The organism is Janthinobacterium saanense (genome assembly GCF_014200675.1).
Taxonomy (GTDB): Bacteria; Pseudomonadota; Gammaproteobacteria; order Burkholderiales; family Burkholderiaceae_D; genus Janthinobacterium.
The window spans coordinates 45,481-61,191 of record NZ_JACHCI010000005.1; the positions used below are offsets into that span (position 1 = coordinate 45,481).

Consider the following 15,711-nt stretch of genomic DNA (forward strand, 5'->3'; position numbering starts at 1 on the left):
TTTATATGGCGTGGACAGTTCATTGAGCACAATTTGATATTGATCAAATTCTCTCTTGCCTGTTAGCGTTAAGCTAGTCGGGAACTCCTTGCTCTGCCCGTGGTCTTCATCGGCGTCAACCCCATCGTGTTGACTCTTCTTTGTGTGACGCAACAACATGGGCTGTGGCGGGAGTTCACTTCATTGCACTTCACTCCCTGTTCACTCCCCGCCGGCGGTTTTAGTTATATGGCTGCAAGTCCAGCCACACGGCGTATGACAGCCGCTTGCCATTCCACAAGCCACCACCGCGTATCACGGCGTCGCACGAGGTCAGCTGGCCCACCAGGTCCTGGCGGCCCAGGTTGCGGCGCAGGCGCAGCGCATCGTTGTGCGCCAGGTAGCCGACCAGCTGGCCGTCGATAAAGACGGCGATGGCCTTGTCCTGGAAAGGGTTGGCGTCGTCGCAGACCAGCAGCGCCAGGCATTTTTCATCGGCATTGCCGGGGCCATGGTCGCCGGCCAGCCTGGCGATGGCGGGTTGGTAGATCGAATCGTTTTCCACTTCCGAAGCATAACGCCCCTCATCGCTCCAGTGATGGGCAGGCGGGCCCGGCGGAATTTCCGGCACATACTGGCGCACCGAGATCAGCGCCCGTTCCAGCGGCTGGACGGGCGTGCGGCCGCTGAAAACGTAATACAACAGACCGATGACAATCGCGAAGGCGAGCAGGTAAAGCATGGTATCTCTCTGATTTCTGGGTAGGATGAGTCGATGGCGAACAAACAAGCTGCTGCGCCGCCGCTACTATAGCAAGTTCGCCGCCACTGTACGGGCTTGGGCCTGCCTGGCCATGATGCTGCGGCGCTGGCGCAGCGTACGCGGATCGTCCTGCGCAAATGGGGCGGCGCCCGTCAGGCCCGAATAATACTGGCCATGCCGGCGCAGTACGGCAACATAATCCTTCAAGCCATGGCCTAGCGCCAGCATGCGCGCATCGCAATCGACTTCGATGGCAAAGCGCAACCGGTGCAGCAGCCACCATAGCGGCAGATTCCAGGGCATCACGACGATCAAGGCATAGGCTGCAGCCAGCAATTGCGGATCGCGCGCGCGTAGCCGGCACTGTGCATGCGCCAGCAGCAAAGCCTGTTCTTGCGCTGGAATAACGCTCAGCCAGGCTGGCATCACGATGCAGGGCCGCAGCCAGCCCGCCACGCAGGGGCCGAGAAAGGCGCTCAAATACACGGGTCTGCCCAGCAACATGGTTGCTTGCCAGCGCCGGCGGTGCAGCATCAGTTGCACGCTGCGCACCGCCAGCGTCAGCAACATTGCCACCACCAACACGGCACAGCCCAGTTTCCATTGCGCCGGCAGGGCAGGCAATAGCGTCAATGACAGCGGAACCCAGACTGCCATGGCCGAGAACCACAGCCAGCGGCGGCGTGACTGCAGCCAGGCTGGCATGGCCTAGCGTTTCAGCGCCATGCCGACCGAGGCAGGCGCCGTGTGGCTAAAACCGAACTGGGCGTACAAGTCTTGCGCCTGGCCATCGGCAATCAGGCTGATATACGCGCTTTGAGGGACGCTGGTATCGATATAGCGGCGTATCTCTTGCATGATCAGCTTGCCCAGCCCCTTGCCTTGATGGGCGGGCAGCACGGCAATATCGACCACCTGGTAAAAACAGCCATCATCGCCGATCACACGGCCCATGCCGACCACATCCTTGCCGTGCAGGATTTGCACTGCGAACAGGGAATTGGGCAAACCGCGGGCTGCCGCCTCCATCGATTTGGCGCTCAGGCCAGCTGCCACGCGCAAATGCTGGTAGGTGGCGATGTTCGGCGTTTCCAGCAAGGTGGTGTAGGGATTATCGTTGGACAAGACAGTCTCCAGGGTTGTATTTGGCGATTATAGCGGGCAGGGCTGGCAAGGCAGGTGCCGTTTGCGTTATGGTGGCGCCATTGATCTCAGAATGAAAGCACGCCATGTCCGCAGGATTTACCGCCACCAACTTGTCCATCCTCAATCAGGATGATGCCCTGATCACCACCCTGGCCGCAGCGACGGCCGGCAGCGAACCCATTTACCTGATGCTGCAGCGCGCCGAGGCCTGCGACGAGCAGGATGCCGCGCTGGGCATGGATGAGCCGTATATCGAATTCGGCGGCCAGGAATTTGCCTGGTATGGCCATATGCACGCGGTCATCCTGCATCCGAACCGCTTATCGGTGCAGCTCGATGCGGAAGCGGCCATGCAAATGGATGACGACGGCCAGCTCGACGTGCGTTTTAATTTCACGCCGGAACAGTTTGCCCAGTTGCAGCAGGCGCTGCGCACCACCTTCGAAGGCTGCGAGTATTATCGCGAAGAACGCTGATCTGGATAGCCCGTTGACTGGAAAACCATGCACCAACAAGCCAGCCTGACCGGCAAGACGGTCGGCCTGATCCCCCTGTCGGTGGACCATGCGCTGCAATTGCTGCAAGCCGCCGCCGATGGTGAACTGTGGGCCATGACCGTGACGGTGGTGCCCGGCCTCGCCACCATGGACCAGTATATTGCCACCGCGCTGGAAGATCGACCGGACCAACCGCAAGATGGAAATCGGCCACACCTGGCTCAGCGCCTCGGTGCAGCGTTCCAGTGTCAACACGGAAGCGAAATTATTGCTGCTGACGCACGCATTTGAAACGATGGACGCCGTGCGCGTGCAGTTCACCACCGATGAACTGAACGAAAAGTCGCGCGCCGCCATCCTGCGTCTGGGCGCCACCCAGGAAGACATCGTACGCCACAAGCGCATCATGCCCGACGGCCGCAAGTGCAACTCGCTGCGTTTCAGCATCATCGATACGGAGTGGCCGGAGGTGAAGGCTGGTCTTGAAAAACGACTGAAATATCAGGTTTGCACGCCAGATCAGTAGCTATCTGCGATAGCTGCATTTCATTGTGACGGCCGCCGCCTTTCCGCTACTACCTTATCAGCATATCTGCCAGCAAGTGGTCGCCAATACGGTTGGAGAAGTGGGTGTCGTCCCAAAAGAGTGGCATTGCCTGAGCTGTCGCAGGAAAATCGTTGCGTTGCTCGTAATCGAGCAGCGTTGCATGAAATTGCATCGCCAGTTGAGATACATTGATATTCCATTGCGCTATCGTTGACGCTAATCCTGCCTTCCGTATCCGAGCCTGCCATGTGGTAGCTGCGGGAAGCAGTAACAAAACGACCTCAGTGTTGTTGGCTTGAGCCAGCTTGAAAATGTCTGTCAAGTCCTGGATATCGGCCGCATTGCCTGGATTGTATTTGCAATGGCTTGCCGTTTCTTGAAAAAAACCGTTGTAGTTGATTTCTTCTTTCTCCATGTTTTTGGCTCGAGAGGCAGCGCCGCTTGGATCGTCATGATATCTGCCCTGTTGGTCAACATACTTATCGAAGCCGCGGAGACCAAATAAATTCACCCGTAATGTTTCTACGCTTTGCATGGCAGCATCTCTGGGAGAAAACTGATAAAACTGATAAAACTGATAAGCGCGATTTTTTTCGCCTGTTTGGGCGTCATCCGACGCCTTGCAATCATTGGACGTCATGTAATTGACTTCCAGGTATAGTTTTTTGAGATGTGTTTTTTTACTGATGGTGAAGAACAGGTCTTTTGCGGCGGATAAGGACAAGGCATCAATACCCGTAACTTGAACCTTAGCGCCATACAGCCGGGTTGCGAGCGTTTCATTGAAGCCACGCCTTACCCTTGACGAGCCAAGAATCAGGACTTCAGGCGTATGCAATACGCTGTTGAGTAGAGCAGCTCCCTTTTGGGAGAAGTGCGGGACCTCCAAACGAATTGCATTGATGCCGCCAAGAGCTTTTTTCCGCCAGATATGATACGGATCTATGAGGAAAATACAGCCGGAAATGAAGAAGATCATGCCGATCACCGCCAGCAGGATGTAGGCAAAAAAGCGCGCGATGGAAATATTTTTCTTAAAATCCAGCATATTTAAACTCTTTGAGGCCAGGCAGGTAAACAAGCGCCATGCAAAGTGCGGCCCCGACAGCAGCAGCCCACGCAACGTTCGGTTCCCAGGCAAACTTGCTGCGGGTGGATTTTTTCAGTTGCACGCTCCAGGCGGGTAATTCTTTGCTGAGCAGATCGATCAGCGAAGGCGCAAGCCAGTTGAAGGCGATACCGGTGATGATGATAACGATGCCAAATCTGCCAGCCGGCATGATCGGCCCGTGACCGGCACCGAGCAAGCCGAGGATGACGTGCCAGGCCTCGTTCCAGTTCGGTGTCGCCCATAGGCTGACGGAAAAGGCGATGGCAGCCAGTGTGAAGACACGGCCAGCCCAATGCTGTAAGTTGCCTCCCCGGCGCGAAATGATATTCAGGCGCCGCAGAGCGTGGTTACCCGTGACCAGCAGACCTTGATAAACGCCAAAAATCAGCAGCGGAACGGTGGCGCCATGCCAGATGGCGACAGCCATCATCACCACGAACAGGGCCGCATAATGGCGCCATACCTGGCGTTTTTTGGTCAGGGGACGATACAGGTAGTCGCGCATGAAGGCGCCCAGCGTGATATGCCAGCGGGTCCAGAACTCCACCGGACTGGAAGATTTGAAGGGAGCATGGAAATTGACCGGCAGATGGATGCCGAACATCCTGCTAATGCCCATCGCCATTTCCGAATAGCCGCAAAAGTCATAATAGGTTTCAAACAGAAATCCCAGGCATGCTATCCAGGTCTCGACGAGTCCAATCGGGTCGCCTTGACCTGCGCGCAGGAAGACATTGCCTTGAAAATGCTGAAAGATGGGAGAAATACAGGCTTTTTTAAACAGGCCGATCGCAAACAGGGTGATGCCGACGGCGTAATCACGCGGCGCCGGACGCAGGGCGGATAGGTTTGCCTGCGCGGCCATGAATTGCGGCAGCATATCCTTGTGCGACAACAAGGGGCCGGCAGGGAGATGGGGAAACCAGGCGACAAATAAGGCATATTCCAGTGGATTGGTGCTTCTGGCTTGTCTGCGTGCCGTATCGACCAGGAAAGCTATCTGGGTAAACGTGAAATAAGAGATGCCCAGTGGCAATGCTGGAATCACCGTCCCCGATACCATGAAGAATTTTGCATACTTGTAAAAGGCGAGAAAACATAAATTTCCGGCGATGGCCAGTGCCAGATAGATTGTTTTCTCACGGTTGTTGGCAATGGCGCGGGCCATCAGCCAGTTGAAGCTCATTGATGCGCAAAACAGCAGGAGATTATGTGCATCGTTGAAATGGTAAAATAACAACGAAATGAGCAGGGGTAGTAGCAGATTGACGTGCTTCCTTGTTATCAAGCGATGATACAAGTATAGCGAAAACGGCAAGAAAGCCAGGGAAAACCAGTACGAGGTAAAACTCATTACATTACATGTCGGCGGTGGTCGATTTATCGGTGTTCAGGAACAGTTTGGCCCAGATCTCTCTTACCTCGATCCATTTCGCCAGCTCTTCGGGTTTTCTGACGGCGTCACGGATACGCGACAGGTAGGTCGATTGACCCATCGCGTAAGCGCGGCAGTTGCTGCAATCGATATTCGAACTGCAGCATTTACCCTTGCCGGGCTGATGGTCGACATGGACATGCACCTGCTTTGTGATGCGAAAGCCGCAATTTTTCGCGATCTTGCTGACCGGATCGATATCGTAGAGTTCCTTCCCCGTGACCCAGTCGTCATAACTGAGGGAGTATTGCACCGTTTCTGGATAAGCTTGCATGGCGCGTACAATTTCAGCACGTGCTTTGGTGAAATTCGCTTGCGTCAACGCCAGGCTTTGCGTGGCACTGCTGATGCGGAAATACGCCTTATCGTTATCCGCCTTATTTTCCAGTTTGTCGAGATAGCGGGTGGTGGGGCTGAAATAACTGAAGGTGAGCGGCAGGCCATGGTTATTGGCAAGCTCTGCCATGATCATGATCTGGCCGATATTCAGGGACGTGATCGTGAAGACGCACACAGCGCGTGGATCATCGCGATAATTGTTCAAGGCCTTGGTCAGCACATCGCCGGCGCGCAAGGAACTGCCGATTTCATCGACACCCCACGAGGAAATATGGATGCGATAAAAAATATCGTCGGGTAAGCGTATCGTGCCGTTGGTAAATACTATCCCGTGGGGGATGCTGCGTTGGGCCGCGCGTATCCGGTCCGGCACCAAGCTGGGTTCTGCGCCGGCCAGATAGGCGAGCGTAACGCCGCGGGCAGCATCAGCGGCGAACAGCGCATCCCATTCCGCGAGCGAACGGCAATCCTCGTGTCCTTCGTTTTCTTCGCCCTCGAAGAACAAACAGCCTTCACAGCGCAAATTGCATTTCGAAACAATATCGTAATTAGCCGCCTTGAGGGTGCCCAAACGCGCATTCAGTTCGCGGAAATAGGCGAGATTGCCTTGACTCGTGGAGGAAGCAAGTTCGGATATGGAATTCATAAACACCGGGTGTGATATCGACTGATTATTAAGTGTGCTGCTGCCACGCCTCATGCGTGACATTGCACCGCTCATATACTTGACGAAAAGGAAATAGGATGAAATTATTACTAAGATGCATCAGTATGCATCATAAAAATATAAATAGAAAGATTGATGTGAAGACAATTTAATTTCCAACCACACATTATTTTTATAAAATTAATTTATTTGACAATATGCAATTCCTTTTTTTCCTATTCTCTGGGGGGGGAAGGTCTCATCATGTTGTTCGGTGGGTATGAAAGTGACATTGTCTTTCTATCGGCAAGTTGAGTGAAAGAATCAATGGACGTAAAAAAAGCCACTAAACTCTGAATTTAGTGGCTTTCTTTTACTACTGCAATGTCTGGTGGTGCCGGGAGCCGGAATCGAACCGGCACGCTGTTTCCAGCGCGGGATTTTGAGTCCCGTGCGTCTACCTATTCCGCCATCCCGGCAACGCGAGACGTATTATCACTGATCTGTCACAATCCGGCAAGTTTTTTGCCGGAATAGTTTATTTTGTTAGCGAAGGCAGCGAGATGCGCTGTCTCGCCTACGCTGTGCCTGGTCTCTGCTCCAGCTGTTTTTTCATACTGGAAGGTACGATATATTGATCTTCACTTTAAACCTAAAGGGAATGTCATGCAGTTGTTTCTTTGTACCTTGTTGACCTTGCTGTTCTGGAGCGCCGGCATCTTTGGCCTGTTTAATTTTTCTGCCGTCGTTGCGGAAGTGAGCGCCATCGGCTTGCCCTACGCGCGCTGGACCGCTGCCGCGACGATCGCCCTGCAGCTGGGCGGCTTGCTGCTGGCTGCGTATTACCTGAAACGCGCATGAGCGAGGTCAAACGGGACAGGGGGCGCCCCAGGAAGCTGGAATGCAAAGAAACTTTATTGGAAGTGGGCAAGAACCTACTGCTGTCGCATGGCTTGCGGGTGAGCGTGGATGCCATCGTTGCCAAGGCCGAGGTCGCTAAAACCACGTTTTATACCTACTTTGCGGATAAAGAGGCGTTCATCGAAGCGGTCCTGCTGCGCGAATCGGCGCACACGATATCGGATGACGATTTTTCCGCTGCCGCCAGTGCCGACCTGCGCGAGGTGCTGCTGGCGTTCGGCACGCGCTATCTACGCTTTGCCAACGAGCGCCGTTTGCTGGGCTGGGACAGGCTGATTGCCTCGGCCTACGATATTTATCCGGAACTGGCCCGGCGCCTGTACGAAGCGGGGCCAGGACGCGGCTATACGCTACTGACGTTCATCTTGCGCCAGGCAGCCAGCAAGGGCCAGCTGCGACTCGACGATCCTGCCGTCGCGGCGGAAGACTTGACGGCGCTGTGGTACGGCAACACCATTTTGCGCATCAACCTGCGGGTCTCGGCCCCGCTGTCGGACGACGCGATACAGGCCCGTGCCAAGCGCGGCGTGGACCTGTTTTTCAAACTATATGGCTGATGAGATGGCCGATACGTAAAAACGCCGCCCGGGCGCTCACCCGGGCGGCGTTTTTTTTTCATGCTGATGCTTAGTTATGTACGCGATTGAGCTGGCGCGCGATGATGTCGTGGTTCAGCCAGATCACCGGTGCTTTCGGTTCCGACATTGCGTGGAACATCAGCGGGCCCGTGCCTTCCAGTACCAGCGAGCTCAGGTGGTCGGTGATCAGTTCCTTGCGGTCCTTGTGCAGCTTGGTGATGTCGTCCGAGGTGCCGATCATGACTTCAGCCAGTTCTGGCGTGTTGTCCATAGGCCAGGCTTCGAAGTTGCGGAACTGCACGCTGGTGCTGTCGCCATTGTAGGCGGCGATGCGGTCCAGCAAGTCCTGCAGCGAGGTGCCGTCTTCCAGCAGGGCCTGGCAAGCATCCCATTGCGCTTGCGCCCAGGTGGCGCCGCTTTCTTTTTTCAGCGCATCCAACAGCGGGAACAGCGACAGTTCCACGCCGACGAAGATGTCCGAGGAATTGGTGCGGATTTCCGGGCAGTTGAACACGGTGGCCTTGATGCCTTTGTCCCACGCAGCCTTGGCCACATCTTCCAGGCGCTTCTTGGCCAGACCCTGGGTGTAGTTGCTATAGGTTTGCCACTGGTATTTGCCGTCGATCAAGATCTCGGTGCCGTGGTAGCCGTAGGCGCTGTAGCGCACCTGGCCGCCCGTCTGTTCGATACGGGCGCGGATGGCGGCGCTGCCGTCGATCAGGTGTTGCAGGGTGTTGGCCGTGACTTCGTCGAAGTTCATCAGGATCAGCTTGCCCAGGTCGCTGTCGAGCAGGGCGCGCGAGGACATGAAACGCTCGCCGCGGCCTTTGTAGATACGGTTGGCGATCGCCAGGAATACTTTGACTTTGGGGATGCCGCCGGCCATGGTGTGGGCGAAATACACATTGCTGCCGTCAGGGATCAGGCTGTCGAGCTCAGCCATGGCTTTCGCCACGGAGGCGCTGAAGCGGGCGATGCCGGCTTCGCGGCAGCGTTCTACCTGCGCCCAGTCCAGTTTGTCTTCCTGCCAGCTTTTCAGGGTCAGGCCGCCCAGCAGGGCGGTAGGCGTCGGTTCGCCGGCCGGTGCGTCCAGGTCGAAACCGGCCATCAGCGGCACGTTGATGATGCGGCCGCCCAGGTTGGCTTCCGCTTCGGCCAGTTCTTCGGCGTTCAATGGACGCAGTGCCAGGTTTTCATCGCGGCGGCCCACCGTCATGCCGATGATGTTCATGCCCGCCTTGCGCGCTTCGTCCAGCAAGCCATTGACATAGCCCCGGCCGAACAGCTCGCCAAACAGGACAAAGGTATCGCCTTTGCGGAAGATATTTTTTTGCGGGATGTCTCTTAAGGACGTGATCTCGGTCATGGTTTCAATTCATTCAAAAATTAACAAACAAGCGGCAGGTAGGCGCGCATTGATTGCTGGTTCAACATGGATATAGTATGCGCCATTTCAGGATGTAGAATCTTCTTGCGAATGATTCTCGTCCTGAGTGACATCTTCTTCGGTACTGCGCTTATTCTTTCGCCATGGCGTATTTTACGCTGCCGCCGCATGGACCTGCCGCAGGCCGCTTGCAGACAGGCGTGGGCAGGCGCCGATATTACCTCAGCTTGGCCGCGCTGATAAGCACTATCGAGCCAGCGTCAACTTAAAACAGGTCTTGCTGCCCCGAAACCAGGCGCGAAAAATCATCGCCCAGGAAGGGCAGGATGGCGTCGGCCACCGGTTGCAGCTGGCGCGTCAGGTAATGGTGGTAATCGATGGGCGAACGCTGGGTTTCCAGCGGTTCCGGCCCGGCCACCGTGATCACATAGCTGATCCAGCCGCCATTCTGGTATTGCAGCGGGCGCCCTTGCGCCAGGTTGTAGGCGTCGGCCGTGCGCGCCGCGCGCACATGGGGCGGTACATTGCGCTGGTAATCTTCCAGCGGACGGCGCAAGCGCTTGCGGTACACCAGCAGCGCATCGCACTCGCCGCGCACGGTACGCGTCACATAGTCGCGTACATAATCCTGGTAGGCGGCGCGCTGGAAGATGCGCCGGTACAGTTCTTGCTGGAATTGCTGCGCCAATGGCGTCCAGTCGCTGCGCACCGTTTCCAGTCCCTTGTAGACCATCTCTTCACTGCCGTCCGCCTTGCCCACCAGGCCGGCATAACGCTTCTTGCTGCCTTCTTCCGAGCCGCGGATGGTGGGCATCAAGAAACGCCGGTAATGCGTTTCAAATTCCAGTTCCAGCGCATTGTCTAGGCCAAACTCTTCGCGCAGGTGCCGGTCCCACCACTGGTTCACGTGCGTGACCAGGGCGCGGCCGATCTTGCCCGCGGCTTCATCCGTGTGCGCCGTTTTCAGCCACACGAAAGTGGAATCGGTGTCGCCATAAATCACCTGGTAACCCTGCTGCGTGATCAGTTCGCGCGTGCGGTGCATGATGTCGTGGCCGCGCAAGGTGATCGACGAGGCCAGGCGCGGATCGAAAAAGCGGCAGCCGCTGGAGCCCAGCACGCCATAAAACGCATTCATGATGATTTTCAAGGCTTGCGACAGGGGCGCGTTGCGTTCGCGCTTGGCTGCTTCGCGGCCTTGCCACACCTGTTGCACGATGGCTGGCAAACAATGTTTGAGGCGCGAAAATTGCGCGCCCCGGTAGCCGGGCACCGTGTCGGCTTCATCGCCGCTGGTGCCCACCACCAGGCCGACCGGGTCGATCAAAAAGGTGCGGATGATGGAGGGATACAGGCTTTTGTAGTCGAGCACCAGCACCGAATCGTACAGCCCCGACTGCGAATCCATCACGAAACCGCCCGGACTGTTTTCGCCCGAGATATCGCCCAGGTTGGGCGCCACATACCCTTGCCGGTGCATCAGCGGCAAATACAGGTGTTCGAACGCCGCCACGGAACCGCCGCTGCGGTCGGCCGCCAGCCCCGTCACGCTGGCCCGTTCCAGCAAAAAGGTCAGCAGTTCCGTCTTGGCAAAGATGCGCGTGACCAGCTCGCAATCCTTGAGGTTGTAGCGGGCCAGGGCCGGCTTGTCTTCGCGGAAGCGGCGGTCGATCTCGGCCATGCGCTGATAAGGGTTGTCGATCGATTTACCCTCGCCCAGCAGGGTTTGCGCCACGTTTTCCAGGCTGAAGGAAGGGAAATTCCAGGTGGCCGAACGCAGCGCTTCGATGCCATCGATAATCAAGCGCCCGGCAGCAGCGGCAAAATAGTGTTCCTGCTTGCCGCCATGCTCGCGCCATTCCATCACGGCGCCGCCGCGTCCCAGCTTGAGCGGCACCTGGTAGCGTTCGGCATGTTCGCGCAGCACGCGCAAGTCGAACTGCACCAGGTTCCAGCCGATGATGGCGTCCGGGTCATGCTCGGCCATCCAGCGATTGAGGCGTTCGAGGATGGCCGGGCGGCTGTCGCAGTATTCCAGGTCGAAATTGAGCACCTCGTCGCCACCGTTTTTCGGCCCCAGCATATATACCTGGCGCTGGCCGCAGCCTTCCAGCGCGATCGAGTACAGCTCGCCATGGGCCGTGGTTTCGATGTCGAGCGACACCAGTTTTAATGTGGGCCGATAGCCCGTTGCCGGTTTTAATTGCCCTTCTGCTGCTTCCCCGCTGAAACTCACGGGCGCCGTGATGAAGCGTTCCATCAGATAACGTTCGGGCGGGCGGACATCGGCTTCGTACACGTCCACGCCATGCGCGCGCAACTGTTTTTCCAGCTTCAGCAATTGCCGGTATTGCTTGCAATACAGACCCAGCACGGGTCGATGGTGAAAGTCGGACAGCGACAAGGGCCGCAGTTCGGCATGGCGCTGGCCGCGCAGCAACTCTTCGGCCCGTTCACGCTGCTCCATCGGTATGAACGCCACCGAGGTTTGCAGCGGCAGGCGCACGTGGCGGGGCCCGCTCTCCGTTGCCAGCCAGAAATCGACTTCCGTGCCGGTGCTGGTATCGCGCCAGTGGCGGGTCAGGATAAAACCCTGTTGTAATATTGCCACCTTGGTCCCTGCTGATGTCATGTTGTAAGCGTTTGATTGCATGCTATTGCGTGGTGTCGCATGGTAATGCAAATTGCCATCCGTGCGTGGGCGCTCATGGTAGCGAAAAGATATCTGCCCAGAGTCTTTCTGGAGGGATTTATCCAGTAGAATTATTGAAATTTTTTATTGGCAACAAATTGCCTCATGGATAATCCCCATTGACTCTTCTGCCTGGTAAAACCCTATGAATGTATTGCAATTGCGTGCACGTGCCCAGGGCGGCTTCACGCTGGTCGAACTGATTATCGTCATCGTCATCCTGGGCGTCCTGGCAGCGACCGCGTTGCCGAAGTTTATCAATATAGGCAGCGACGCCCGCAAGGCCACAGTCAGGGCAGCGGGCGGTGCGCTGGCAGCCGTCAGTGCGATGACGCATGGAAAGACACTGATCACCGGTTCAGCGACCACGGCGATCGACATGGAAGGCAGCAGTGTGGCCATGGTCAACGGCTACCCCTCGTCGGCCGCCACCACCGCCACCGCAGCCGGCCTGACTGGCGACGACTGGAACATCGTCGTCAACGGCCGCGACCTGATGGCCCGCTCCAAAAGCGCCCCCACGCCAGCCAACTGCCAGGCTACCTATTCCGAGGCAGTGGTCGATAACACCGTGCTCACGCCGGCCAGGGTTGCCATAGTCGACAGCGGTTGCTGAAACGGCCGAGCATGACAGCAAGCCGTCGCAGAGCGGGCGATGCGACTATAATTTTATCCAGCTAACAAGAGCGCAAGACGCCATTACCTGGAGACAGCATGCAAGCAATGAGTTATGTACACGGCGCCCACGAGACGCCCTTGATCGGCGAAACCATAGGCACTTACCTGGACGGCATCGCCGCCCGCCATGGGCAGCACGACGCCCTGATCGTCGCGCACCAGAACGTGCGCTGGACCTACAGCGAATTCCTGCAGCGCGTGCACCGTCTGGCGGCCGGCTTGCTGAAGCTGGGCTTGCAGCCGGGTGAGCGTGTCGGCATCTGGTCGCAAAACTGCGCCGAATGGGTGCTGACCCAGTTTGCCACGGCCAAGGCTGGCTTGATCATGGTCAATATCAACCCTGCTTACCGCCGCTCGGAACTGGAATATGTGCTCGACAAGGTACAGTGCAGCGCGCTGATTCTGTCGCCCAGTTTTAAGTCCAGCGATTACCTGGCCATCGTGCAAGATGTCGTGCCGGAAATCGCCAGCAGCCGCGCCGGCGCTTTGCAATCGCCGCGTTTGCCGCAATTGCGCCATATCATCCGCCTGGGGGAGGCGTCCACGCCGGGCATGCATAATTTCGATAATTTGCTGGAAGGCATCAGCAGCGCGGACCTGGCCCAGCTGGAAGAAATCAGCGCTGCCGTGCAATTTGATGATGCCGTCAATATTCAATTTACTTCCGGCACCACCGGTGCGCCCAAGGGCGCGACCTTGACGCACCACAATATCCTGAACAATGGTTTTTTCATTGGCGAGGCCATGCGTTTAAGCGAGCAAGACCGGCTGTGCATTCCGGTGCCCCTGTACCACTGCTTCGGCATGGTGCTGGGCAACCTCGCTTGTGTCACGCATGGCGCGGCCATGGTGTATCCGGGCGAGGGCTTCGATCCGAAGGCCGTGCTCGAGACGGTGCAGGCCGAGCGTTGCACGGGCTTGCATGGCGTGCCCACCATGTTCATCGCCATCCTCGACCATCCCGACTTCCCGCAATATGATTTGTCGACCTTGCGCACCGGCATCATGGCCGGCTCGCCATGTCCGATGGAAGTCATGACGCGGGTGATCGAACTGATGCATATGGAGGAAATCACGATTGCCTATGGCATGACAGAAACATCACCCGTTAGTTTCCAGACCTCCATCGACGATCCGCGGACAATGCGCGTGGCCTCGATAGGCCGCGTCCATCCCCACCTGGAAGTAAAGATCATCGATGTGGAAGGGCGTATCGTGCCGCGCGGTGAAAAGGGAGAATTGCTGACGCGTGGTTATTCCGTGATGCAGGGTTATTGGGGGGACCCTGAAAAGACGGCGGAAGCCATCGATAGTGCCCGCTGGATGCACACGGGCGACCTGGCCGTGATCGACGACAATGGTTTTTGCAGCATCGTCGGGCGTTCGAAGGATATGGTCATCCGTGGCGGCGAAAACATTTATCCGCGCGAAGTGGAAGAATTTTTATACCGCCATCCCAAGGTGCTCGATGTGCAATGCGTGGGCGTGCCGGACGCCAGATATGGCGAGGAACTGTGTGCCTGCATCATCTTGCGTCCCGGCATGCAAGCCAGCCAGGAAGAAGTGCGGGAATTCTGCCAGGGGCAGATCGCCCATTACAAGATTCCCCGCTACGTGCGCTTTGTCGAGGAATTCCCGATGACGGTGACGGGCAAGATTCAGAAATACCTGCTGCGCAAGCAGGTGGCCACGGATCTGGGCTTGAGTGCAGAATAAAGCTGGAAATAAAAAAACACCGGGCAGCTCACGCTGGCCGGTGTTTTTTTATAGGGAAAGACTTAAGCGGCTTGCAGCATCGTGCTCGCTGGCTTGCGGCGGCGCAGGAACAGGACGCACAGGCCGGCCAGCAGCATGGCGTAGGTGCCTGGTTCCGGTACAGCCGAAATGTTGGCGGCGGTAAAGCCGGTAGCGCCGATTTCCACTTGCGAACCCCAGGCATTCTTGGCGCTGACGGAATTGGCAACCAGCGTGCCTTCCAGGTGGCCGGTGCCCGAGAAATCGCTGTTCGGCGCCAAAATGCTGCCCCAGGCGTACGTGGTCAGGCTGGTGCTGGTGGCATTGGTGAAATTGAACAGGGTGCGGTCGGCAAAGCCGCTGAAGCTGCTGTAGCCGCCCGACAGGTTGATCGTGGTGGCGCTGTCATTGATGATGATGTGGGCCGTGCTCTTGATCGAGGACAGGTCCAGACTCAGGTTTTGCAGCGAGCTTGAATCGATATTGAAAATGTTGATGTCGGCATTGATGTCGCCGCGCAGGGTGTAGCCGCTGTTTTCAATCACCACGGTGCCGGTTGGTTTCAGCTTGGACACATCGTTCGACAAGGCCGTCAGTTGCTGCTTGGCAGCGCCGAAGTCCAGGGTGGAGGCGTTGCCCTTGCTGAAAGTACCTGCGTCAAACCATTGATTGGTGTTGATCGTGGCGTTGGCGTTGCTGACGCCATACACGGCTTTGCCCGCGCCGGCGCCATTGTAGATGGCGCCGGAACCGATGTTCAGGCTGCCGCCGGTGACGATGCTGGGGGCGCTGGCGCCTGCCGTGCTTTTCTGGCCTACCGAGAAACTGCTGAGCCAGGCGTTGCCGCCGACGGCCAGACGGCCTTCCACGTCATGGAAACCGGAGTTGATACTGTTAGCCGTGCTGCTGCCCACATTGCCGAAGATAAAGGCGGAATAGCCGCTGGCCACTCCGAGGTCGATGGTCGTCACGGCGGCCTGGGCCGGGGTAGCGAAGGAGAGGGCGAGCAGGGAGGCGCTGATGACGGGCAAGACGCGTGCGGCAAACGATTTCATGGATACTCAGTATAAATAGTGATGGGATGGGCGGGAAAGCAGGACCACCGCCATCACGCAGAAACGCATTATATATAAAAAACAAGTTTCATTCAATAAATATAACAAAGTATTTTTTTTGGCAATTTTACATTGTTTTTTGATAATCTTTTTTGTATGTGTCTTGCGCGTAAAAAAACCGGGTTGCCCCGGTTTTTTCTGTA

At 57.0% G+C, this 15,711-nt stretch carries 14 protein-coding genes, 1 tRNA gene and 1 pseudogene; 6 read left to right on the forward strand and 10 right to left on the reverse strand.

Annotated features, from left to right (window positions below; all coding sequences use genetic code 11):
- Window positions 1-220: 220 nt before the first annotated feature.
- From HDE72_RS09355 to HDE72_RS09365, 3 genes are all read right to left on the reverse strand, one after another.
- On the reverse strand, window positions 221-721 hold the full coding sequence (locus HDE72_RS09355) for a hypothetical protein (protein ID WP_183739450.1): 501 nt from the start codon (window positions 719-721) through the stop codon (window positions 221-223).
- Between the two features lie 66 nt (window positions 722-787).
- Window positions 788-1,447, reverse strand: a complete 660-nt coding sequence (locus HDE72_RS09360; protein WP_183739453.1) for a M56 family metallopeptidase — start codon at window positions 1,445-1,447, stop codon at window positions 788-790.
- Window positions 1,448-1,450: 3 nt separating this feature from the next.
- Window positions 1,451-1,729 (reverse strand): GNAT family N-acetyltransferase, encoded by a 279-nt coding sequence (locus tag HDE72_RS09365; RefSeq protein WP_409254959.1) that lies wholly within the window; start codon window positions 1,727-1,729, stop codon window positions 1,451-1,453.
- A 242-nt stretch (window positions 1,730-1,971) separates the two neighbouring features.
- Between HDE72_RS09365 and HDE72_RS09370 the strand changes: the two genes are divergently transcribed.
- Window positions 1,972-2,364 carry an Imm10 family immunity protein gene (locus tag HDE72_RS09370; protein ID WP_183739459.1) on the forward strand — a complete coding sequence of 131 codons (393 nt, stop codon included), beginning with the start codon at window positions 1,972-1,974 and terminating at the stop codon, window positions 2,362-2,364.
- A 27-nt stretch (window positions 2,365-2,391) separates the two neighbouring features.
- A pseudogene (locus HDE72_RS09375) lies at window positions 2,392-2,911 on the forward strand (GNAT family N-acetyltransferase).
- A gap of 49 nt (window positions 2,912-2,960) precedes the next feature.
- Here the strand turns inward: HDE72_RS09375 and HDE72_RS09380 are convergent.
- The 4 genes from HDE72_RS09380 to HDE72_RS09395 all read right to left on the reverse strand — a co-directional run bounded on the left by HDE72_RS09380 (window position 2,961) and on the right by HDE72_RS09395 (window position 6,942).
- Window positions 2,961-3,980 (reverse strand): hypothetical protein, encoded by a 1,020-nt coding sequence (locus tag HDE72_RS09380; RefSeq protein WP_183739462.1) that lies wholly within the window; start codon window positions 3,978-3,980, stop codon window positions 2,961-2,963.
- Window positions 3,967-5,397, reverse strand: coding sequence for an MBOAT family O-acyltransferase (locus HDE72_RS09385; RefSeq protein WP_183739465.1), 1,431 nt, complete (start codon window positions 5,395-5,397; stop codon window positions 3,967-3,969). The genes HDE72_RS09380 and HDE72_RS09385 overlap by 14 nt, the downstream gene beginning before the upstream one ends.
- 4 nt (window positions 5,398-5,401) lie before the next feature.
- Window positions 5,402-6,526 (reverse strand): hypothetical protein, encoded by a 1,125-nt coding sequence (locus HDE72_RS09390; RefSeq protein ID WP_183739469.1) that lies wholly within the window; start codon window positions 6,524-6,526, stop codon window positions 5,402-5,404.
- Between the two features lie 329 nt (window positions 6,527-6,855).
- Window positions 6,856-6,942, reverse strand: a tRNA-Leu gene (locus HDE72_RS09395).
- A 187-nt stretch (window positions 6,943-7,129) separates the two neighbouring features.
- On the opposite strand from HDE72_RS09395, the gene HDE72_RS09400 reads away from it, so the two are divergent.
- Window positions 7,130-7,324, forward strand: a complete 195-nt coding sequence (locus HDE72_RS09400; RefSeq protein ID WP_183739471.1) for a hypothetical protein — start codon at window positions 7,130-7,132, stop codon at window positions 7,322-7,324.
- The gene (locus HDE72_RS09405; protein ID WP_183739474.1) at window positions 7,321-7,941 is read left to right on the forward strand and encodes a TetR/AcrR family transcriptional regulator; all 621 of its coding nucleotides are present in this window, start codon (window positions 7,321-7,323) and stop codon (window positions 7,939-7,941) included. The genes HDE72_RS09400 and HDE72_RS09405 overlap by 4 nt, the downstream gene beginning before the upstream one ends.
- A 70-nt stretch (window positions 7,942-8,011) precedes the next feature.
- Here the strand turns inward: HDE72_RS09405 and HDE72_RS09410 are convergent, their stop codons facing one another.
- Both HDE72_RS09410 and HDE72_RS09415 read right to left on the reverse strand, forming a co-directional pair.
- A complete protein-coding gene (locus tag HDE72_RS09410; RefSeq protein WP_183739477.1) occupies window positions 8,012-9,328 on the reverse strand; it encodes an enoyl ACP reductase FabMG family protein in 1,317 nt (438 codons plus the stop codon).
- Between the two features lie 286 nt (window positions 9,329-9,614).
- Complete coding sequence (locus HDE72_RS09415) at window positions 9,615-11,960, reverse strand: DNA polymerase II (RefSeq protein WP_409254956.1); 2,346 nt, start codon at window positions 11,958-11,960, stop codon at window positions 9,615-9,617.
- Between the two features lie 226 nt (window positions 11,961-12,186).
- Here HDE72_RS09415 and HDE72_RS27965 point away from each other — a divergent pair, with 226 nt between their 5' ends.
- Together HDE72_RS27965 and HDE72_RS09425 are read left to right on the forward strand one after the other, a co-directional pair.
- Window positions 12,187-12,657, forward strand: a complete 471-nt coding sequence (locus HDE72_RS27965) for a type II secretion system protein (RefSeq protein WP_183739483.1) — start codon at window positions 12,187-12,189, stop codon at window positions 12,655-12,657.
- Window positions 12,658-12,755: 98 nt separating this feature from the next.
- The gene (locus HDE72_RS09425; protein WP_183739486.1) at window positions 12,756-14,435 is read left to right on the forward strand and encodes an AMP-binding protein; all 1,680 of its coding nucleotides are present in this window, start codon (window positions 12,756-12,758) and stop codon (window positions 14,433-14,435) included.
- Window positions 14,436-14,497: 62 nt separating this feature from the next.
- On the opposite strand, the gene HDE72_RS09430 is transcribed toward HDE72_RS09425, so the two are convergent.
- Window positions 14,498-15,508 carry a choice-of-anchor A family protein gene (locus tag HDE72_RS09430; RefSeq protein ID WP_183739489.1) on the reverse strand — a complete coding sequence of 337 codons (1,011 nt, stop codon included), beginning with the start codon at window positions 15,506-15,508 and terminating at the stop codon, window positions 14,498-14,500.
- Window positions 15,509-15,711: the final 203 nt, after the last annotated feature.

Coding starts and splice junctions, on each gene's coding strand:
- HDE72_RS09355 (WP_183739450.1), bottom strand. CDS start 721: ATGCTTTACCTGCTCGCCTTCGCGATTGTCATCGGTCTGTTGTATTAC.
- HDE72_RS09405 (WP_183739474.1), top strand. CDS start 7,321: ATGAGCGAGGTCAAACGGGACAGGGGGCGCCCCAGGAAGCTGGAATGC.
- HDE72_RS09380 (WP_183739462.1), bottom strand. CDS start 3,980: ATGCTGGATTTTAAGAAAAATATTTCCATCGCGCGCTTTTTTGCCTAC.
- HDE72_RS09410 (WP_183739477.1), bottom strand. CDS start 9,328: ATGACCGAGATCACGTCCTTAAGAGACATCCCGCAAAAAAATATCTTC.
- HDE72_RS09390 (WP_183739469.1), bottom strand. CDS start 6,526: ATGTCACGCATGAGGCGTGGCAGCAGCACACTTAATAATCAGTCGATA.
- HDE72_RS09360 (WP_183739453.1), bottom strand. CDS start 1,447: ATGCCAGCCTGGCTGCAGTCACGCCGCCGCTGGCTGTGGTTCTCGGCC.
- HDE72_RS09425 (WP_183739486.1), top strand. CDS start 12,756: ATGCAAGCAATGAGTTATGTACACGGCGCCCACGAGACGCCCTTGATC.
- HDE72_RS09385 (WP_183739465.1), bottom strand. CDS start 5,397: ATGAGTTTTACCTCGTACTGGTTTTCCCTGGCTTTCTTGCCGTTTTCG.
- HDE72_RS09370 (WP_183739459.1), top strand. CDS start 1,972: ATGTCCGCAGGATTTACCGCCACCAACTTGTCCATCCTCAATCAGGAT.
- HDE72_RS27965 (WP_183739483.1), top strand. CDS start 12,187: ATGAATGTATTGCAATTGCGTGCACGTGCCCAGGGCGGCTTCACGCTG.
- HDE72_RS09400 (WP_183739471.1), top strand. CDS start 7,130: ATGCAGTTGTTTCTTTGTACCTTGTTGACCTTGCTGTTCTGGAGCGCC.
- HDE72_RS09430 (WP_183739489.1), bottom strand. CDS start 15,508: ATGAAATCGTTTGCCGCACGCGTCTTGCCCGTCATCAGCGCCTCCCTG.